We start from the raw sequence: 15,213 nt of genomic DNA on the forward strand, positions 1-15,213 counted from the left end.
TTCACCCTGGAGCGTCATGATAGCTGAATGATCATGACAAATCTGGAGAAAGGCGGTCGCTATGCTGCCTGCGTGGCGAAAGCGAACAATGGGCGGTGTTCCTGATGCGCCTCTCCCTCAGCGCGCTGACCGGCCGGGGGCTGCGCGACGTCGTGATCAGCGGCGACGAGAGCGCCACCGTGGGCCACCTCGTCCACGCCTTCCAGAAGCACCTCCAGGTTCCGGCGCAGGGCCTCTGGGCGGACGGCGTGCCGCTGCACCCGGACGCGCCCGTGGCCGCGGCGCTGCGGGACGGCGACGTCGTGGCCTTCAGCGCCACGGCGGCCACCGCCACCAGGAAGGGCGACCAGCCCGCCGGCGTGGCCGAGGTGCGGGTCAGCGGCGGCCCGTCCGCGGGTGGCGTGCACCGCCTGGGCTACGGGACGGCCACCGTCGGATCGGGCCGGTGGTGCACGATCACGGTCGACGACCCCGCCGCACCCGACTGCGTCGCCGACTTACGGGTGGAGGCGGGCGGCGTCATGGTGGCGCCCATGGCCGATGGCGTCACGCTGGACGGCGAGCGGCTCTACGAGCCGGTCCCGTGGCCGGTCGGCGGGGTGCTCAAGGCCGGCATGACCCTCCTCACGCTGGCCGCGCCCACTCCCCCGGACGCGCACGTGAGCGTCATGCCGGAGGGCAACCTGGCCTACAACCGCCCGCCGCGCCTCAACAAGCCGGCCGTCGTGCACACCGTCGAGGTGCCCGGCCATCCGGCACGCCAGGACTACCACCGCCTCCAACTGCTGGCGAGCGTGATCTTCGGGGCGGGCGGCGTCGTCATGGCCGTCGCCCTGTCCACCCCCTGGTTCCTGCTCATGGCGCTTCTGACGCCGATCACCATGGTCGCGCAGTGGTGGAGCGACCGGCGGTACGGGCGCAGACAGTACCGCCAGGCCATGAAGGACTACCAGGCCCGTATGACGGCCTTCGAGCAGCGACTTGAGGAGCTGCGCAGGGCCGACCAGCGGGATCGCCGGGCCGAGTTCCCCGACCCCGCCGAGGTGTTCCTGAACGCCGTCGGCCCACGGCAGCGCCTCTGGGAGCGCCGCCTGCACGATCCGGACACCCTGCATCTGCGGGTCGGGCTGGCCGACCTGCCGTCCAAGATCGAGCTTGTCCCGGAGCAGGGCGTCATGTCCGCGATGAAGGAGCAGCCGCCGGTTCCGGTGTCACACGCGGTGCCCGTGGTGCTGCCGCTCCCCCAGGCCGGGGTCATCGGCCTCACCGGGTGGCCGGCCGCCTCCCGATCGCTCGCCCGCTGGCTGGTCGCGCAGGCGGCGGCCCTGCACAGCCCGCGCGACCTGGCGGTCGTCGTGCTCAGCGCCGACCCGCAGGGAGTGGCGAACTGGGACTGGGTCCGGTGGCTGCCGCACTGCGTGCCCCGGGAGGGCGAGGAGTGCGTGGCCCTGGTCGGCAACGACCCCGACTCGGCCGCACGGCGCATCGGCGAGCTGATCGGTAAGATCAAAGCGCGCAGGGAACTCCACCGGTCGCCCGACGCCGGTGCGCTCTTCTCCTTCGGGCAGGGACCGTCCGGCGGGTACGCCAGCGCGCGGCCGTACAACGTGCTGGTGGTGCTGGACGGCGCCCGCGCGCTGCGCGGGCTGCCCGGAGTCCCGCAGATCCTGCAGCTCGGGCCGACGGTGGGGATCTACGCCCTCTGCGTGGACGACGACCAGCGGCTGCTGCCCGAGGAGTGCACGGTCGTGGCCGTCTGCGAACCGGAGCGCCCCGGCCTGGTACGGCTGCGCGGCGGCGCCCAGCACGACGTGCCGCCCGAGGCCGTCGGCGACCAGGTCAGCGTGGAGTGGTGCGACCGGCTGGCCCGGGCGATCGCGCCCCTGCGGGACATCGGCCGCGAGGACGCCGACTCGGTCATCCCGTCCTCGGCCCGGCTGCTGGACCTGCTCGGCCTGCCCAGCCCCCGCCCCGAGCAGATCCACACCCTGTGGGAAAGGGGCCGGACGACGCGGGTGCCGATCGGCGTGGGCGCGGAGGGAATCCACAGCGTGGACCTGCGCCTCGACGGCCCCCACGGGCTGATCGCCGGAACGACGGGCGCCGGCAAGTCGGAGCTGCTGCAGTCGCTGATCGCCTCGCTCGCGGTGCACAACCGGCCCGACGAGATGAACTTCGTGCTCATCGACTACAAGGGCGGCAGCGCGTTCAAGGACTGTGCCAAGCTGCCGCACACCGTCGGCATGGTCTCCGACCTGGACGGCCACCTCACCGAGCGGGCGCTGGAGTCCCTGGCCGCCGAGCTCAGGCGGCGCGAGCACCTGCTGCTCAGGGGGGACGCCAAGGACATCGAGGACTACAACGACTACCGCGATGCGGGCCGGCCGCTGGAGCCGATGCCCCGGCTCCTCCTGGTCATCGACGAGTTCGCGGCGATGGTGACCGAGCTGCCGGACTTCATCCTCGGCCTGGTGGACATCGCCCGCCGTGGCCGGTCGCTCGGCGTCCATCTGATCCTGGCCACGCAGCGCCCCGGCGGCGTGGTCACGCCCGACATCGCGGCCAACACCAACCTGCGGATCGCGCTGCGCGTGACGAGCAACGAGGAGTCCATGGACGTCATCGACTCCCGCAACGCCGCCGCGATCTCGAAGACCACTCCGGGACGGTGTTTCATCAGGTCAGGAGCCTCCTCACTGCACGCGGTACAGTCGGCCCGGATCGGCGGGAGGCGTCCGGGCCAGGGCCGGGGGGCGGCGCGGGAGGTGCGCGTCCAACCGGTCGCCTGGCAGGACCTCGGCATCACTCCGCCCGCGGCCCCTGTGGGCGGCGACGAGGACGACGCCACCATGCTGACCGACCTGTCCGTGCTGGTGGAGGCGGTGGGCGCGGCGGCCACGCAGCTCGGGCTCGAACGTACGCGCAGCCCGTGGCTGCCTCCGCTGCCCGAGCTCGTCACCATGTCCGAGCTGCCGCCCTCCGGCGGGCGGGCGCTGCGGCTGCCGTTCGCCCTGGCCGACCTGCCGTCCCAGCAGTCGCGGCGGACCGAGTACTACGACCTCGCCACGGCCGGGCACCTTCTCGTGGTGGGCGGCGGGCGTACCGGGCGCTCGACCGTGCTGCGCGCGATCGCCGCGTCGGCGGGCCTCCTGTGCGGCCCGGCCGACGTGCACCTGTACGGCGTGGACTGCGGCAACAACGCCCTGCTGCCCCTGGCCGGGATGCCGCACTGCGGCGCGGTCGTCGGCCGCGACTCACCCGACCGGCTGGGACGGCTGACCAAACGCCTCCTGGAGACGATCGTCGAGCGCCAGCAGGCGCTGTCCGCGCAGGGCTTCGCCGACGTCACCGAGCAGCGGGCCGCGGTCCGGCCGGAGGAGCGGCTGCCCTACGTCCTCGTGCTCTTCGACCGCTGGGAGGGCTTCCACGCGGCCTTCGAGTCCGTCGACCACGGCGTGCTGATCGACCAGTGGATGCAGATCTTCCAGGAGGGACCGGGCGCCGGGGTGAAGGTGGTGCTGACGGGTGACCGCAGCACACTGGTCGGGCGGATCGCCACGCTCTTCGACGACCGGCTGGTGCTCAGGCTCACCGACCCCACCGACTACACCTACGTCGGGATGAAGACCAGGGACGTTCCCGAGCACATGCCCGCCGGCCGCGCCTTCCGCGCGACGTCCGAGCTGCGGGAGGTGCAGGTCGCGCTCCTCGACCGCGATCCGGCCGGCACGGCGCAGGTCGCGGCCCTGCACCAGGTGGCGCGTACCGCGAAGGGCCGGCACGGGAGCCTGCCGCCGGGGCGGCGGCCGTTCCGCGTGGACGCGCTGCCGTCCGGCATCACGCTGGCCGAGACGCTCGCGCTGGCCGGTCAGGAGCCGCCGCCGGACGCGGTCGTGGTCGGGGTGGGCGGCGACACGCTGGGCGCGCGGTTCTTCCGTACCGGCGAGGACGGCCCGGCGCTGGTGGTCGCCGGGACGCCGAAGTCGGGCCGGAGCACGGCCCTGTGCACGATGTTGACGTGCCTGCTGAACAGGGGATGGCAGGCGGTGCTCGTCACCCCGCGGCTCAGCCCTCTGCGCGAGTTCGGCGACCGTCCGGGCGTCCGGGCCTGCTTCGGCGGCGACGCCGACGCCGAGCGGGTACGCGAGGCCGTCGCCGCCCCGGGCCGCTGCGCGCTGCTGATCGACGACCTGGAGCTGCTGGGGAACTCCGGCCCGCTCGCGGACTGGATCACCGATCACGTCGGCGAGTCGCGGGACAGCGGGAACCTCGTGATCGGCGCCGGGAACGTCGACGACCTGGACAGCATGTACTCGGGCCCCGTCGTGGCCATGAAGCGGACCCGGTCGGGGCTCCTGTTGCGGCCCAACCAGCCAGGCCAGGGCGACCTGTTCGGCGTCCAGCTCCCGCGCAGCGTCGCCACCGGGATCGGGCCGCCCGGCCGGGCTCTGCTGTTCAGGGGCGGCACGTGGGAACGTGTGCAGGTGGCCGTTCCCTGAGGAGCGAGGAGCGGCGGGACGGCCGCCGCTCCTCCGTCCGGCGGGACGCGCCGGTCAGCCGCCCCCGCCCATGGTGGCGATGAGCGCCGCCTTCTGCTTCTGGATGCCCTGCTGGGCTTCCTGCAGGTCGCGCTGGAGATTGTCGAACGTCTTCTTGTACGTCTCCCACGCCGCCTTGAATTTCTCCGCGTTGCCGCCGGACCAGACGTCGGGGATCTGCTGGACCTGGGCGTCGAGCGCCGCCTTCATCGACTGCGCCGCCTCGCCCTGCTGAGCGAACGTCTTGCCCATCGTCTCAAGTGCCTCGGGGGTCGCGCCAAGCCTGGGGGGCATTTGTTGTCCCTTCCGAACCATTCGTGGTGATCGCAGCGCACAACAATAGAGGCACCCGGATCGGGTTTGACGGAGATTGTCAACATAAGCCACGTCCGCCTCAATTGTTGCTAGCTTTGGGCCTCCGGAGGTTTGGCGATGATCCAGGCACTACGTGGCAACGACCCCGTCGCGATCGGCGGGTACCGGCTCGAAGGACGGCTGGGCGAGCGCGTCTTCTGCGGGCGGCGGGCGGATGGCCTCGCCGTGGCGATCCACGCGTTCCTGCCACCCGGCGGGTACGACCTGCTGGCCCAGTTGCCGCCCTTCTGCACCGCCCGCGTGGTCGAGGTGGGCAGCGTGGGCGAATGGGCGTACGTGGCCGGCGAGTTCGTGCCCGGGCCGTCCCTCGCCGAGCTGGTGTCGGTCGAAGGACCGCGTGGCGGCCATGAGCTCGACCAGGCCGCGATCAGGACGCTCACCGCGCTCGGCGCGCTGCACGGCGCCGGGATCGTCCACGGTGACCTGCACCCCGGCAACGTGATCCAGGGCCCGCAAGGTGCCACCGTGACCGGGTTCGGCCTCTCGCGCGGCGGCGCCCCGGCCTACACGGCCCCTGAGCAGGTCGCCGCGGACGAGTTCACCCCGGCGGGCGACATGTTCGCCTGGGCCTGCACCATCGTCCACGTCGCGACGGGACGCCCGCCGTTCGGCGACGGCGAGCCCGCCGCCGTCTTCGACCGGATCCTGCGCGGTCAGCCGGACCTGGGGACGATGTCCGGCGCGTTACGCGACGTCGTTGCCGCCTGCCTGGCCAAGGACCCGGCCGCCCGCCCGCCCGCGCAGTACGCGCAGCAGCTGCTGATCAGCGGCACCCCGTCCGCTCCCGCTCCGGCCGCCCGGAAGCAACCGCAGGTGCGGCCGCCCGCGCCCAGGAAGAAGCGCGACCTGCGGGTGCCCGTCATCTCCGGGATCGCGGTGGTGACGGTGATCGGCGTGGTCGCCGGATGGCTGCTGCTGGGCGGCCGGGACGAGCCACCCAAGACCACGCTGCTCGCGAACAACGCGCGCCCGGCCGCCACGCCGACCCCCACACCGACCCCCACGCCCACGCCCGCTCCGGCGAGGAAGAAGCGCAAGCGGCCCACTCCGAACCCCACGGTGACGGTGCAGGTCCCGGTCTATCCGCAGCCGGTCCCGACCCCGACCAGGAAGAAGCGCAGGCCCACGCCGACGCCCACGGTGACCAAGACCGTCACTCCCACCCCTACGCGTCCCACGGAATCGCCAAAGCCCCAGGAGCCGACCGTACGGCCCACCCCCGCTCCCACTCCGACGCTTGCCCAGCGCGCCTCGACCGTCAGGAATCAGGCGACCGGACTGTGCCTGGCCGTCCCCCACGGCGAAGCCGTCGCGGGCAAGGCGGTGATCCAGTGGACCTGCACGAACGGCCCCGAGCAGCAGTGGATCCGCAAGGGCGGCCAGCTCGTCAACAAGGCGTCCGGGATGTGCCTGGGCAAGGGCGAGGGCAAGCCGGGCAAGCCCGCCGTTCAGAACCCATGCAACGGCGGCTCCGTCCAGTACTGGAGCCATCAGGGCGGCCGGCTGGTCAACGCCGCGACAGGTTTGTGCCTGGTCATCTCGCACAGCGAGGCGACACCCGGCAAGAGGGTGACCCTGTGGGCCTGCAACAGCAGCTACCGTGACCAGCAGTGGCTCATCCAATAGGAGCAGTTCGTCACGGGGGTTGATCCGTTCTCGCTCCACGTGCTCGACGGCCTGAGATCCACTGGCCGCCGTCCGTGACGCTCTTGCGCGGCGGGGCTCGGCCTGCCGGGCGAGGACGATGAGTCTGCGTTGAGGCACACCCAGCAGAACTACGGCACTCGATCGCCTGCTCGAACCACTTCCCGAGATCTTCCCCGCCCATCCTCCGCTTTATCGGCATTGACTTATATAAGCGGAGGGTGAAACTATTGGGCTGCGCACGCGTTCGTCGTGCTCGGCGGCGTCGTAGGCACCCCAGGGGGCCGGCATCTGGCTGTGCGGGTCGACATGCCCGAGGCCGGACGCCTGGCGGTGCCGTCCGCTCGCGAATCGACAGGATGGTTCGGCCGATCTGCAGGTGTGCCACTCAGGTGATCCATAGCCTGGAGGGCTGACTTGTCAGACTTGAAAGATTGTGTCGGTATGCACCTTTTGCGAGCGACCGTTCTTGTGCTCACAGCGACCCTGACCTGCGCATGCGGGCCGAAGGATCAGCCGGTGCGCGACACCCCGACAGCCGCGGCCTCCAGCACCAGCCCCTCGGTGCCGCCCTCCACCCCGGCTACCGCGGAGGCGGGCTACGTGAGCGAGGGCATGGTCGGTTTCTACATCGCCAACCCCTTCAAGATCAAAATTCGGGCCATCGAGCGGCACGCCAAGCTGACCGTGCTACGCATGGACATCATGACCACGGCGACCACCAACACCGCCGGCGACTTCGGCTACGGCACCATGCCGACCTCCTTCGCCAGGTTCAGGTTGTTCGACCCGATCGACAGGAAGGTCTACTTCACCCTGCGCGAGAACGACCACAACGGCGACGCCTTCGGCACCAGGCACCGCAAGTCCGCTTTCGACTATCCCGACGACTTCGTGCCAGGCGTGCGCTATCCGGTGGAGGTCTACTTCCCGCCGCTTCCCGCCGCCGCCAGGACGATGTCGATCGTGCCTGACATGCCGATGGGCCCGATGACCGGCATCCCGGTCACCGACGGCGGCGCTGAGCCGACCGCCCGCGAGCGCAGTTCCCCTGAGCTGCCGAAGACCGGCGACACGTTCCAGTGGCCCGTCGTCGTGCCGGTCGGGGAGATCTGGTCAGCCGTCTCCGACGTGAACGAACTGGTGGAGACACCGGTGAAGACCACTACCCAGGCGGGCGACACCGAGACGATCGGCCTGCGCACCGACGTCCTGTTCGCCTTCGACAAAGCGCGGCTGAGCACGAAGGCGGCGGCCGTCCTCGACGACGTGGTCGAAGAGACCAGGCGACGGGCCGACCCCGCCAAACCGCCCATCACCATCACCGGCCACACCGACGACAAGGGCGCCGACGACTACAACCAGACCCTGTCGGTCGAACGAGCCGAAGCGGTGCAGAAGTATCTGGCCGCCAGGCTCGGCAGCGACTACCAGTACCGACCGGACGGAAAGGGCGAGAGCGAGCCGATCGCCAAGAACCAAAAGCAGGACGGCAGCGACAATCCGGCAGGACGGGCCAGGAACCGCCGCGTAGAGATCTCCTACTCCATCAAGCGACAGAGCCCGGACGTGGCCACCGTCACGAGCCCCTCCCCCGGCCAAGTACGCGGCTCCACGGGAGCGGCGGCCCCCTTCCGCGCCGATCCAGGAGCGCGGGTGGCCGGTTTCACCTGGTCATTCCACAGCCAGCCAGACAAGCTCAAGGTGGACGTGCTGCCGCTCTATCGTGACGGCGCCTACGTGGTGGCCTCCTTCGACATCACCAAGACGAACGATGGCACGTTCGTTCCGTTCCCCGTTCCTTTCTCGGGGTGGGATCACGAGTTCTCCGCCGGCTCCGATTTCGGCGCCTTCATCCTTGTCGATCCGGTCACCAAGGCGCGTTACCACCCGCTCAAGATGTACACGGAGTTCGTCGAGAACTACGTGCCCGCCCTGGATGCGGGCGAGACCAGCAGAGCCTACGTCTACTATCCCGCCCCGCCGGACGATCGCACGAGCATCACGCTGGAAGTGGCCAACGGAGGCGTCTACCCGGCAGTCCCCATCGAACGCTGACCGGCCGGGAGGCCGGGGCACGACCGCAAGCGGGACTCCGCACAGCCGTCGCACTCCCGGTCAGGGCGGCGCGCCGGTCGTGGATGGACGCCCATGCCCTGCTCGCCCCGCTGTCACCGATCAACGCGCCAACCTCGATCGTGTACGGCGACCGGCATCCGGTCCATCCGCTCGGCCACGGCGAGGCACCTGGCTGCCGCGATTCCAGGAGTGATACTGCACGCTGCATCGACGGCGTCCCGTCGCACGCCGTTCGAAGGGGCCGGCGTGCATGCAGCTGACCTGGACCCAGCCATATGCGTCAACGCGATCGGTACGCAGCACGGCCGTTCTTGGCGCCTGTTCCCGCGCTTCGGCATGGCGCATGCCGTCCTGCCCACGGTCGAGCCCGGCGCGGAACTGGCCCAGTCGTCGTTCCACCCGTGCCGTGTCCCGGCCGACCTGCTCACCCGCGCCCCGCAGGCGCTGCCGCGCCTGGTCAGAGTCGGGGAGTTCCGGCCTCTCGGCAAAGGGGTGCTGTTCCCGGGCGACCTGGCGGTCGGCTTCCGGGACGGCCGCCTCTACCTGACCGAGGCAGGCCCTGAGGCGGTCGAGCTCAGCCATCTGAGCCGGCTGCTCAGACGGCGAGGGAATGCGAGCCGTATGGCACATCCGAATTCCAGACCAATGGCCCCCACCTCCCATCGCTTTCTTGGTTGGTGCACCGGCGCCGGACCGAGCTGCCGGACCGGGCGGCCCGCCAGCTCACCGACCCCTGGCCCTTCCTGGAGGACGAGACCTTGTTCGGCGACCTCCGCCCACCAGCCCGCCTTCACCGAACCCTACGTCCGGGCACTCGACAGCCTGCACAGATGCGGGGCCCGTGCCACCGTCGCGCAGCGGGCAGCCGAGCTGTAACGCCGCGCACCCACGCCATCCAGGACAACACACCACAACACGCCGATCCGCCTCCGGACCCGTGAGCATCTCCCCCACGCTGAGCACATGCCTGAACACCGCCGTCATCCCCGCCTCTCCGCAGCTGTTTCTGGGCATTGACGCCGTTGCGCCCTCCACCGTGGTTGCCATGAGTCTTCGGCCAGGCCGCCCGGGCATTCTGGACCGTATTCGACGCCAGGGCATTACAGGCGAGATCATGATCAGGGCGCGCCCCGCAGGAATCGAACCTGCGACCGTCGGATTAGTAGCAAAATTCTTAAATGCCGTGCCGTGCCAATTGATGATGATTCGTACCGCCTGCGAGCGCTCTGGGTGCCCTGGTGCGCCCAATCCTGACGGGCCGCGCGAGCACGCACCGAGCACAGTGTCCTCTAATCGATCACTGCCTCGTACACAAAGTGACCACGGATCTTTCCGCACGGGCAAATACAGATCACTCAATCAACGGTCTCTGCCAGTCCCCGGTGTGCCGCCTCCTAGACAGAACTCCTCACCCGTCCTGCCTCGGGAAAACCTCGTAGCCGGGGGTGAGGACGCGGCCGGGGTCATACGCCCGCTTGGCGGCGGCGAGCCGGTCCCACACCGGACCGAAGTGGGCCTGCCAGTCGCGGGCGGACATGGGCAGGGCGCTGGCCGGGTTGAGCGTGCCGCCCGCCGCGACGACCCTCTCATACATGGCGCGGTTATCGGCCACCATGGCGGCGACCATGTCGGCAGGGCCCGGTGTCGGATATCGCATGAGGTTCATCGCGAACGCCACCGGCTCCGCGGGGAGCCGGAACAGCGGGCTGCGTACGGCGCTCGTCCGCAGCGGCAGGACCGAGACGACGCCGTGGTCGCCGAGGTCGCCCACGGTGAGCCCGGCGAGCGTCTCCGCCAGGACCGCACCCGCGCGGGACGCCCCTATGAAGGTGAACAGCCATGGGTGCGGGGAATCCCAGCGCCCGGCGTCACGCAGGGCGTTCTCCAGGGGCGTGAACCGGTCGGTGTAGGTGCGGTAGTCGTGTGTGCCGATGGTCGCCTTCGCGCGGTCGTCGGCGAGTCCCGCGAGCATGGCGTCGTCGTCGGGCGCCTCGCCGGAGAACAGCGCCGCCCCGTCGACGAGGTAGGTCCAGCCGCCTTCACGGCCGGGGACGGCGCGGCCCTGGAGGTAGTCCCATCTGCCCTCGTCGAGGAGCAGGCGCTGGTCGGTGAGCATCGCGTCGAGGTCGGAGTAGAAGAGCTGGTACCTGCGGACGGTCTCGGGCGCCGCCGTCAGTCGCAGGGTCGCCCGCGTGATGACGCCCACCTGGCCGAGTCCGGCGCGCACGGCGTCGAACAGGTCCGGGCGCTCACCGGGTGAGCAGGTGCGGACGTGTCCGTCGCCGGTGACGACCTCGAGCGCGAGCACGGAGTCGCTCATGACGCCGTGCCGCCAGCTGGTGCCGCCGACGCCGCCGACGGTGACGGTGCCGCCGATCGTCAGGTCGAGGTACTCGGGGAGGACCGGTGGAGTGCGGCCGTCGCGGAGCGCGGCCGTGAGGACGTCGCCCCAGGTCGCACCCGCGTCGACGACGATCCGGTCCGCGCCGACCTGGTGGATCGTGTTGTGTCCGGACATCTCGATGACAACGCCGCGCTCGACCAGGGACCGGCCGTACACCGAGTGCCCCGCGCCCTGGGCAGCGACCTGCCTGCCGGCGCCGGCCGCCCACCGCACGACGGCGGCGACGTCCGCGACCGAGCCGGGGCGGAGCACCGCCTCGGGGACGGTGTGCACGACGTGGCCGAAGTCGGCCGCGGCCCGCTCGCGGGTCGCGGGGTCACGCACAAACTCGCCGTCGAGCGGGGGCTGGTCGAGGTCCTGTGGGTACCAGCGGAGTTCGACGGTGTTGCCGTCGGGGTCGCGGACGTAGATCGACTGGCCGTCGCCGCGGGCGCCCGAGCGGACAACCGGGCCCTGGACCACGTCGAGCACTCCGGCGTCGATGACCGCCGGCCAGTCGAGCGGCGCCACGACCAGACAGATGTGGTCCACGTTGGACTCCCCGCGCGGGCGTTCGACGAGGTCGATGATCGTGGCCGCGTCGATACGGACCGAGGGGAAGGAGACCTGGCCGCGGCGCCACTTGTCGACCCGCTCGGCCTCGAGGCCCAGGATGTCGCTGTAGAACCGCAGCGAGCGGTCGACGTCCTCGACGTTCAGGACGATGTGGTCCAGTGCCGTCACGCGGATCGCCCTGTTGTGCGTGCTGGTGTTCACGTGTGCCCCTCTCAGGCGTGCGCGGCGTCGCGGTGCGAGCTGAAGGCGGTCAGTAGTGCGGTCGCCGTCAGCGCGACGCCGAACCAGACCGCGCCCGTGGTCCCGAAGCCGTCCGCGAACAGTCCGCCCAGGAGCGCGCCGAGCGCGATCGAGATGTTGTAGCCCATGGTGTTGAGGGACATGGCGGCCTCGAAGGTGTCCGGGGCCGCGGCGAGCATCATGTTGACCTGGCAGAGGTTGGCGGCGCCGAAGGACAACCCCCAAATCACCACGGCGACCGCCAGACCCGCCGGGCTGTCGCCGATCACCAGGAGTAGCAGCAGCGAGGTGACGAGCCCGGTGCAGGCGACGACGAACGTCGCGCGCATGTTCTTGTTGACCGTGTGCCCGGCGACGAAGTTGCCGACCGCGCCGCCGACCCCGAAGACGATCAGCAGCCCGGTCACCCACGCCGCCGACGCCCCGGCACGCTGCTCCATGAAGGGGCGGATGAACGTGTACGCCCCGAAGTGCCCGAGCACGTACAGCGCGACGGTGATCATCACGCCCCGCAGCCGCCCGTTCCGGATCGGCAGCGCGAACACCGCGCGCACCGGGATGGCGCTCTGGGACGGCAGCGACGGAAGCGTGAGCACGACGGCGAGGAGCACCGCCAGGCTCAGGCCGCTCCAGATGAGGAACGTGGTGCGCCAGTCGGTGAGGCTCTCGATGAGCGTGCCCAGCGGCATGCCCACGACGGTGGCGATCGACATGCCGGAGAGCACGACCGCGGCGGCCTTGCTGGCCTTCTCACCGGGGACGAGCCGCATCGCCATGGCGACGCCGATCGCCCAGAACACGCCGTGTGCGAACCCGGTGACGAGCCGGGCGGCCAGGACGATCGGGAAGTTCGGCGACACGGCCGTGACGAGGTTGCCGAGTGCCATGATCACCAGCAGCATGGCGAGGAGAGCACGGCGGTTCACCGTACGGCTCCACGCGACCAGGAACGGCACCCCCACGCCCGCGGAGATGCCGTACAGCGTCACCATCATGCCCGCGAGGCTGACGGAGACGGACAGTCCCGCGCTGACCGGGGTGAGCAGCCCGACGGGCATCAGCTCGGTGGTGACGAAGACGAACAGGCTCGCGGTGATGGCTGCGACGCCCAGCCACGCCCGGAACTGTGAGCGCGATTCAGTACTGACAGTGGTCATACGTGTCCTTACGAACGTTCCCCGCAGGAGCGGAGAAGAGTGCGAAGTCAGGAGAAGCTGGGTTCGCGGTCGCGGCCGCGCTTCAGCTCGAAGAACCCGTCCGTCGCGGCGACGGTGACGACCCCGTCCCAGAGCGCGCCCGCGGCCTCGCCGCGCGGCGCCGGGGTGATGACGGGACCGAAGAAGGCGATCCGGTCGCCGGCGGGACCGGGAACGTGAATGACGGGGGTGCCCACCTCGCCGCCGACCGGAGCCATCCCCGCGTGGTGGCCGGCCCGCAACGCCGTGTCATAGCGGGTGTCCTCCGCCGCGTCGACGAGCGTGTCCGGCAGGGCGACGGCACGCAGCGCGGCGAGCATCATGTCCCGGCCCAGGCCGGCGCCCTCGAGATGAATCCGCGCTCCCATCGCCTCGTACAGCGGGCGCAGTACCGCTTCCCCGTACTGTTGCGCCGCGGCGACGCACACCCGCACCGGACCCCAGCCCTCGATCTGCGCCTGCCGGTACTTCTCCGGCACCTCCCGGTTCTCGTTGAGCACCGAGAGGCTCATGATGTGGAACCGTGTCCGCACAGGCCGGACCCGCTCGACCTCCAGCAGCCACCGCGACGTGATCCACGCCCACGGACAGCGCGGATCGACCCAGACGTCGATCGCGGTCACTTTCTCTGGCGCATGGCCATGACGATCCGTTCACCTCCGAAGTCCCGATGGTGGCCTTGCCACGACTCGAGTCTTGCGGCGCGCCGACAATGAGTCCAACGCATTGTTGTCACTTCAGTGATGCCGAACCATCATTGATGCATGGAACTCCAGCAGATGCGTTACGTCCTCGCCGTCGCCGAGACGAACAGCTTCACCCGGGCGGCGGAGCAGTGCCTGGTCGTCCAGTCGGCGCTGAGCCGCCAGATCGCCAGTCTCGAACGGGAACTGGGCGCGCGGCTGTTCGAGCGCACCAGCCGCCACGTGCGCATCACCCCGGCCGGGAAGGCGTTCGTGGCCGCGGCCCGCGAGAGCCTCAACGCCGCGGAGCGGGCGGCCGCCGACGTCGCCGCGGTGACCGGCGAGGTGCGCGGCAGGCTCGCCCTCGGCCTCATCCCCACCGTGGCCGCCGTCGACATCCCGGACGCACTGAGCCGGTTCCGCGACAGATATCCCCAGGTCCAGCTGAACATCCGGGTCGGCGGCAGCGAAGAACTCACCGAGCAGGTCAGACAGGGCAGGATCGAGGTCGCCTTCCTCGGGTTGCCCACCAGCGCGCGACCGGTGGGCGTCAACGCCCGCGAACTCGCCCGGGACCGGCTGGTCGCCGTCGTCGCCCCCGACCACCCGCTGGTGGGCGAACCGACCGTCGACCTCGCCCGGCTCTCTACCGAGACCTTCATCGACCTGCCTCCGCACTCGGCCGCGCGGGCGCAGTCGGACGAGGCGTTCGCCGCCGCGGGTCTGAGCCGTGAGGTCGCGTTCGAGGTCACCACCGCGGACTTCATGATGGCTCGGCTCGTGCGGAAGGGGCTGGCGATCGCGCTGCTGCCTTCGGCCTACGTCCCCCACCTGACCGGTCTGGCCACCATCGAGATCACTGACGCACCCATGCGCGTCGAGTACCTCATCTGGAGCGGCGTCGGACGCACCCCGGCGGCGAGCGCGTTCCTCGACCTGCTGGACCTGCCGGACCGCTGACCATCGAGGGCTGCGGCCGAGGATGTCGGCGATCTCCTCGCGCGGGTGGCCGAAGGCGTCGCCCCGTGGCGATGATCGGCGCGAGCCGGAACGAACGCGCCGTCGGACCCAAGGTGCGGCGCAACCTCATCGACGGCGGTTTTCCCGGTCAACCTCAACGCCGCCGAAGTGGCCGGACTCCCTTGCCACGACGAAGTTCCGGAAGGCGTGGACCTCGCGGTCGTGGCGGTGCCCGCCGCGCGGGTGCTGGAGGTGGCGCGCGACTGCGCGAAGGCGGGCGTCGCCGGGCTGGTGGTGCTGACGTCGGGGTTCGCCAAGGCCGGGCATCCCGGCGCGGAGTCGGAGCTGCTGCGCATCTGCCGCTCTTCCGCGATGCGGCTCATCGGCCCGAACTGCCTGGGCATCATCAACACCGCCGCACCGCGCGAGCCCCGGCGACAACCAGGCCGAACCTTCAGGAATGTCACCTTGACGACGGGATGGCGCAACCCCGAATCCGAGGGGGTGGGAACGATCAGCCGCGTCATCTGAACGGGGTG

9 protein-coding genes and 1 pseudogene are annotated in these 15,213 nt (G+C 70.6%); 6 read left to right on the forward strand and 4 right to left on the reverse strand.

Going from position 1 to position 15,213, the window contains the following annotated elements; translation table 11 throughout:
- Positions 1 to 104: 104 nt before the first annotated feature.
- Positions 105 to 4,499, forward strand: a complete 4,395-nt coding sequence (locus tag AB0J97_RS25200) for an FtsK/SpoIIIE domain-containing protein (protein WP_364092471.1) — start codon at positions 105 to 107, stop codon at positions 4,497 to 4,499.
- A 54-nt stretch (positions 4,500 to 4,553) separates the two neighbouring features.
- Here the strand turns inward: AB0J97_RS25200 and AB0J97_RS25205 are convergent, their stop codons facing one another.
- Entirely contained in the window at positions 4,554 to 4,832 is a 279-nt protein-coding gene (locus tag AB0J97_RS25205; RefSeq protein ID WP_357706071.1) for a WXG100 family type VII secretion target, read from the reverse strand.
- Positions 4,833 to 4,970: 138 nt separating this feature from the next.
- On the opposite strand from AB0J97_RS25205, the gene AB0J97_RS25210 reads away from it, so the two are divergent.
- The 3 genes from AB0J97_RS25210 (at position 4,971) to AB0J97_RS25220 (ending at position 9,512) form a co-directional block, all read left to right on the forward strand.
- The gene (locus AB0J97_RS25210) at positions 4,971 to 6,539 is read left to right on the forward strand and encodes a ricin-type beta-trefoil lectin domain protein (RefSeq protein WP_364092473.1); all 1,569 of its coding nucleotides are present in this window, start codon (positions 4,971 to 4,973) and stop codon (positions 6,537 to 6,539) included.
- A gap of 537 nt (positions 6,540 to 7,076) precedes the next feature.
- The gene (locus AB0J97_RS25215; protein ID WP_364092475.1) at positions 7,077 to 8,615 is read left to right on the forward strand and encodes an OmpA family protein; all 1,539 of its coding nucleotides are present in this window, start codon (positions 7,077 to 7,079) and stop codon (positions 8,613 to 8,615) included.
- Between the two features lie 93 nt (positions 8,616 to 8,708).
- On the forward strand, positions 8,709 to 9,512 hold the full coding sequence (locus AB0J97_RS25220) for a lantibiotic dehydratase (RefSeq protein WP_364092477.1): 804 nt from the start codon (positions 8,709 to 8,711) through the stop codon (positions 9,510 to 9,512).
- Positions 9,513 to 10,044: 532 nt separating this feature from the next.
- Here AB0J97_RS25220 and AB0J97_RS25225 read toward each other — a convergent pair.
- The 3 genes from AB0J97_RS25225 to AB0J97_RS25235 are packed head-to-tail and all read right to left on the reverse strand — an operon-like array spanning position 10,045 to position 13,654.
- Positions 10,045 to 11,796, reverse strand: a complete 1,752-nt coding sequence (locus tag AB0J97_RS25225; RefSeq protein WP_364092479.1) for an FAD-binding protein — start codon at positions 11,794 to 11,796, stop codon at positions 10,045 to 10,047.
- Positions 11,797 to 11,807: 11 nt separating this feature from the next.
- Positions 11,808 to 12,992, reverse strand: a complete 1,185-nt coding sequence (locus AB0J97_RS25230; RefSeq protein WP_364092481.1) for an MFS transporter — start codon at positions 12,990 to 12,992, stop codon at positions 11,808 to 11,810.
- Between the two features lie 47 nt (positions 12,993 to 13,039).
- Complete coding sequence (locus AB0J97_RS25235) at positions 13,040 to 13,654, reverse strand: disulfide bond formation protein DsbA (RefSeq protein ID WP_364092483.1); 615 nt, start codon at positions 13,652 to 13,654, stop codon at positions 13,040 to 13,042.
- Positions 13,655 to 13,795: 141 nt separating this feature from the next.
- Between AB0J97_RS25235 and AB0J97_RS25240 the strand changes: the two genes are divergently transcribed.
- Both AB0J97_RS25240 and AB0J97_RS25245 read left to right on the forward strand, forming a co-directional pair.
- Positions 13,796 to 14,674, forward strand: coding sequence for a LysR family transcriptional regulator (locus AB0J97_RS25240; RefSeq protein ID WP_364092485.1), 879 nt, complete (start codon positions 13,796 to 13,798; stop codon positions 14,672 to 14,674).
- A gap of 141 nt (positions 14,675 to 14,815) precedes the next feature.
- Positions 14,816 to 15,205: pseudogene (locus AB0J97_RS25245) on the forward strand (CoA-binding protein); the annotation flags it as partial.
- Positions 15,206 to 15,213 lie beyond the last annotated feature (8 nt).

Origin of the sequence: Nonomuraea sp. NPDC049607, assembly GCF_040675375.1 — a bacterium.
Taxonomy (GTDB): Bacteria; Actinomycetota; Actinomycetes; order Streptosporangiales; family Streptosporangiaceae; genus Nonomuraea.

Excerpts from the sequence above, each read along its gene's own strand:
- AB0J97_RS25200 (WP_364092471.1), top strand. The coding sequence starts at position 105 with ATGCGCCTCTCCCTCAGCGCGCTGACCGGCCGGGGGCTGCGCGACGTC.
- AB0J97_RS25205 (WP_357706071.1), bottom strand. The coding sequence starts at position 4,832 with ATGCCCCCCAGGCTTGGCGCGACCCCCGAGGCACTTGAGACGATGGGC.
- AB0J97_RS25210 (WP_364092473.1), top strand. The coding sequence starts at position 4,971 with ATGATCCAGGCACTACGTGGCAACGACCCCGTCGCGATCGGCGGGTAC.
- AB0J97_RS25220 (WP_364092477.1), top strand. The coding sequence starts at position 8,709 with ATGCCCTGCTCGCCCCGCTGTCACCGATCAACGCGCCAACCTCGATCG.
- AB0J97_RS25230 (WP_364092481.1), bottom strand. The coding sequence starts at position 12,992 with ATGACCACTGTCAGTACTGAATCGCGCTCACAGTTCCGGGCGTGGCTG.
- AB0J97_RS25240 (WP_364092485.1), top strand. The coding sequence starts at position 13,796 with ATGGAACTCCAGCAGATGCGTTACGTCCTCGCCGTCGCCGAGACGAAC.